Annotated in this window: 6 protein-coding genes (1 of these 6 only partly in view); 5 read left to right on the top strand and 1 reads right to left on the bottom strand. The window is 57.7% G+C overall.

The features are described from left to right. Nucleotides 1–1038, top strand: the 3' portion of a protein-coding gene (locus GTN70_11145; GenBank protein ID NIO17517.1) for a GAF domain-containing protein. Its footprint begins 21 nt before the window's first position; 1038 of the gene's 1059 nt are visible here — the last part of the coding sequence; the start codon falls outside the window, past its left edge; it ends in the stop codon at nucleotides 1036–1038. Between the two features lie 121 nt (nucleotides 1039–1159). Here the strand turns inward: GTN70_11145 and GTN70_11150 are convergent, their stop codons facing one another. Continuing rightward, entirely contained in the window at nucleotides 1160–1543 is a 384-nt protein-coding gene (locus tag GTN70_11150; GenBank protein ID NIO17518.1) for a hypothetical protein, read from the bottom strand. Between the two features lie 129 nt (nucleotides 1544–1672). Here GTN70_11150 and GTN70_11155 point away from each other — a divergent pair, with 129 nt between their 5' ends. From GTN70_11155 to GTN70_11170, 4 genes are all read left to right on the top strand, one after another. Then, complete coding sequence (locus GTN70_11155) at nucleotides 1673–2638, top strand: diguanylate cyclase (protein ID NIO17519.1); 966 nt, start codon at nucleotides 1673–1675, stop codon at nucleotides 2636–2638. Continuing rightward, nucleotides 2610–3122, top strand: coding sequence for a peptide deformylase (def, locus tag GTN70_11160; GenBank protein NIO17520.1), 513 nt, complete (start codon nucleotides 2610–2612; stop codon nucleotides 3120–3122). The genes GTN70_11155 and def overlap by 29 nt, the downstream gene beginning before the upstream one ends. Continuing rightward, nucleotides 3122–4072, top strand: coding sequence for a methionyl-tRNA formyltransferase (locus tag GTN70_11165; protein NIO17521.1), 951 nt, complete (start codon nucleotides 3122–3124; stop codon nucleotides 4070–4072). Before def ends, GTN70_11165 begins: the two co-directional genes overlap by 1 nt. Continuing rightward, a partial coding sequence (locus GTN70_11170) for a 16S rRNA (cytosine(967)-C(5))-methyltransferase (protein NIO17522.1) occupies nucleotides 4057–4545 on the top strand: 489 nt, incomplete at its 3' end. The genes GTN70_11165 and GTN70_11170, both read left to right, overlap by 16 nt.

Here is a 4545-nt window from a genome sequence, read left to right on the forward strand (position 1 = left end):
CGCAGCGTGGTTCACTCTGCAAAGCTGACCTCGGCCCTGTTCGAGATAAGCAAGGCGATGGTTTCCACGGGGGGCGTCATCCCGGGGAGCATGAACCAGATCGTCAACGCCGTTACCCTGATCATGAACGTGAGCCGTGCCGTTATCTTTCTCTTCGACGAGACCAAGGAGCACATGTCTCCCGCCGTCGGGGCGGGACTCCTCTACATGGGCCTTTTCAAGAAGATGAGAATTCCCCCCGATGACAAATTGGTGCAGGAGATCATCGATTCCAAGGAGCCCCTTCTCCTGCGCACCTCGCAGGTCCGGGACGACCGGGTCAAGGGAATCATGGAAAAGCTCGGGATCGAAGAATTTATCGTTGCCCCCATCCTGGCCCATGACAGGGTCATTGGGATAATCACCGCCGATACCCCCGTCGATGGGAGAAGGCTTTCCTCAGACGATATCAAGATCCTGGCGGTCATGGCGAATTTCGCCGGCGTTGCAATCCACAATGCCGATATGTTCCAGCGCCTCGCCTCCAAGGAGAAGAAGCTCCGTGCCATACACGAGGTGGGCAGGGCCTTTGACAGGACCAACGACCTGGACAGGCTGCTGGAAATGATCGTCGAGAAGGCGGTCGAGCTGATGAGCGCCACGTCGGGCTCGATAATCCTCATCGACCGGGAGACGATGACCCTCATCATCAGGGCGGCCGTACAGCTGCCCGATGAGATAAAAGAGGGAGTGCGGTTGCGGGTGGGGGAGGGAATAACCGGCTGGGTCGCGAAGGAGGGGATGCCGGTCCTCGTGCCGGACGTGAAACGAGACGAGCGGTACGTCATGGTTCAAGAGGACATCAACTCCGAGATGGCGGTGCCCCTGAAATGGGGGCACGAGGTGGTGGGGGTCCTCAACCTGGATCATGTGGAGCGGGGGGCGTTCAAAGAGGAGGACCTGGATCTTCTGGAGATTTTCGGGCACAATGCCTCCGCTGCGCTCCGGCAGGCCTTTTTGCTCGAGAAGGTAAGCGGCGGGGATCAGGCAAGTCCCTGAAACAGAAAGAAAAGCTCACAGTATCCCCCTCGTCGTTCATCGCCTGAGCGCCCTGGCTGTTCGAGCGCCTTCCTTCCCTCTTTTTTTGCCGATGATTTTGTTTCCACACACGGGCCTCTTTTCAGGGGCCGTTTCGGTACGTTTTCGGCCTGTGGCAGGAGGGCTGGCAGGATCCGCCGTTTCTGCTTCTTATGAGGCGGACCCCTCCGGTGAAAACAACCGCCGGTTTGCCGGCGGCGTGACACCCTGTGCAGTTCGTACCCCTTGGCTGTCTCTGGAGATGAAGGGCGTGGAGGTTCTTCCCGATAATGAGATCCCTGAAGCGGGTTCTGGCCTCNNAGCGTGACTCGAGAAAGATGACCTCCTCCTGCTGCGGGAGGGCCTGGAAGGCCATCCTGTGGGAATGCAGAATATCGATATCTTTTCCGTGAAGCTGCCAAAAGAGGGGAAAGACAGTTACGCACAGAAAAACGGTGAATGGGAGAATCCGGCCCCGTTTCTTCATCCTGTTAGGGTATACTGCTTTCACGTATTCGTGTTACCCTTTACAGCCAATCCCCAATAACGGTAAAATGGTTCCCTGATCGTTTTAGGGGGTTGTGGAAGAGGACGTTATCTTCGTCCAAAGGACTGTATGAGAGACAAAGTCGTCATATCGGTCAACTCCTTCTGGCCTCTCGTGAAATCTCTCGAGACGTCCCTGCAAGATGGGGGCTACAGCGTCCTTCCCATGGATTACCGGGACCTTGCCCTGCTCGGGGAGGATTTCTCGAAGAACCGGGACGTATACCTCGTGCTTGTCGGTGACTCGGGGCTGACCCCGGGAGAGGTGGAGGGCCTGGCCTCGCTGAAGTTGAAACGGTTCAATGTTTCCCTCCCCCTGATCTTCGTGGGGGGAATGAACGTCATGATGCGGTCGGAGAGTTACCTCAGCAAGGGGGTTGATGAGATACTTCCCGCCGACATGCCGGTGGAGGAGGCCTATTCCCGGATAAAGCCTTTTCTGAGAAACAGGCACGCGTTTCTCGATCTGTACCGGGTGACGACCCGGCTGAAGGAGCTGTCCCTGACAGACGAATTGACGGGCCTTCCCAACCGGCGCTGGTTCATACGGGACCTGAAAAAGGGCTTCGAGATGGCGAAGCGTCTCCGGGCCCCGCTTGCATGCATCATGATCGACATCGATGATTTCAAGGAAGTCAACGACACCTACGGCCACACGGCGGGCGATGCGGTTATCACGCAGTTTGGCCTGGTCATAAACGGTATCAAGAGGGCCTACGATGTGGTCTCCCGCCTGGGAGGGGACGAGTTCGGGTGGATCCTGTTCAATTCCGACAGGGATAAGGCCTGCAGTGTGGTCGAGCGTGCCAGGAAGATCGTGTCGATGCACCGATTCATCGTCAAGGAACATCAAATCAGTATAACGGCGAGCTTTGGCGTGGCTACCTTCAGCGGTGATGGCATAAAATCGCACGAGATGCTCATCGAGATGGCCGACAAAGCCCTTTACATAGCCAAGGAGAGGGGCAAGGACTCCGTGGTGACCTACGACGCAGCAGGAGAGGAAAGTGAAGCGGGAGATATTGAAATATCCTGATCCGACCCTGAAAAAGGTATCCCAGCCCGTCAAGGAGATTACCGGGGAGATCAGGGAGCTGATCGATGACATGTTCGAGACCATGTACGAGAATGGTGGGGTGGGCCTTGCTGCGCCCCAGATAGGAGTCCTGAAGAGGGTCATCGTCCTGGACGTCTCGCCCATCCTTGAGGGGCAGGAACCCCTGGCGCTCGTCAATCCCGAGATAGTCAGCGAGGAGGGGGAGCAGGAAAGCGAGGAGGGCTGCCTCTGCATACCCGAATTCACGGCTTCCGTGAAACGGGCCATGAAGGTCGTGGTCAGGGGAATCGACAGGGATATGGGGGAGGTGGAAATAGAGGCGGAGTCGTTTCTTGCAAAGGCGCTGCAGCACGAGGTAGACCATCTCAACGGCATACTGATCGTCGACCGGCTGAGTCCCGTCAAGAGGGACGTATTCAGAAGAAAATACCTGAAAAAAATGAAATCGGGAGCCGCGGTTTGATGCACGGCAAATACCGTCTCCTTTTCATGGGGACCCCTGAGTTTTCCGTTCCATCCCTTGAAATTCTTTCCGAACGCGAGAGCGTCACCCTGGTCGTGACCAACCCCGACAGGCCGAAGGGCAGGGGCAGGCACACCGAGCCTCCGCCGGTGAAGGCTGCCGCTCTTAAGAGGGGTATTCCCGTCTACCAGCCCGAGAGGGTAAAGAACAATCCCGAAGCGGTATCCCGGCTCAGGGAGGAGGCGCCCGATCTCCTTGTCGTCGTCGCCTACGGGAAGATCCTCCCGCCGGAGATACTCGAGATCCCGCGGTATGGCTGTATCAATATCCATGCTTCCATTCTGCCGAAGTACCGGGGAGCGGCACCCATCAACTGGGCCATCATCAACGGTGAGAAGAAAACGGGCATCACCATCATGAAGATGGACGAGGGCATGGACACGGGCCCCATGCTGCTGATCAGGGAAGAGGAAATCCGCGAAGACGACACGGCGCAGAGCCTCGGTGAGCGGCTCTCGGCCCTTGGTGCAAGCGCAATCGTCGAGGCGCTTAACCTGTTGCGGGAAGGGAATCTTCGGGAAACGCCCCAGCCACACGACGAGGCCACCTATGCTCCCCTGATCAAAAAAGAGCTGGGAGAGATCGACTGGAGCGAGCCGGCGGAAAAGATCCGGAACCTGGTGCGGGGACTCTACCCGTGGCCATCGGCATACACGCAGTATGTGGGCAGGAGCCTCAAGATACTTTCCTGCGATGTGGAAAGGCCCCCCGTCGCCATGGGGAAAGACCCCGGTGAAATCGGCGAGGTCAGGCGCGACGGGATCCTCGTCCGGTGCGGGGAGGGGTGCCTCCTCGTGACCCGCCTCAAGCCGGAGGGGAAAAAGGAACTGGATGCCTGGTCGTTCGTCCAGGGGTACCGGGTGGTTGAGGGACAGTGTCTGGGAACGTAAGGGGAACTGCCGCACGGATCCTCTGTCTCGTCGAGGGCGGAGGATTTGCGGATGCCATCATCGACGGGACGATACGGAGAGAGGGGTTTGAAAATCCCTCCGATGCGGCGCTGCTCACGGAACTGGTCATGGGGACCCTGAGGAACCGCCTTCTCCTCGATGAGATTACCGGAAAATACCTGAGAAAAAGCCTTGAGAGGGCCGATCCGTTCGTGAGAAATGCCCTCAGGATCGGCGCCTACCAGCTGCTCTTTTTGACCAGGATTCCTCACCACGCCGCGCTCAATGAAACGATCGAAGCGGTGAAGCGAAAAAAGGGGAGAAAGCTCGCCGGTTTCGCAAATGGCGTGCTCAGGAGTATTCAGCGCGATCTTGGGGAAGAGGCGTTTTCTCAGTTCCGTCAGTCACTTCCGCTCCACGTAAAGCACTCCGTTCCCGATTGGATGGTGGCTGAGCTGAGAAGATATTTCGAC

The sequence above is a fragment of the Deltaproteobacteria bacterium genome (genome assembly GCA_011773515.1).
In the GTDB taxonomy this organism is placed as follows: domain Bacteria; phylum Desulfobacterota; class Deferrimicrobia; order J040; family J040; genus WVXK01.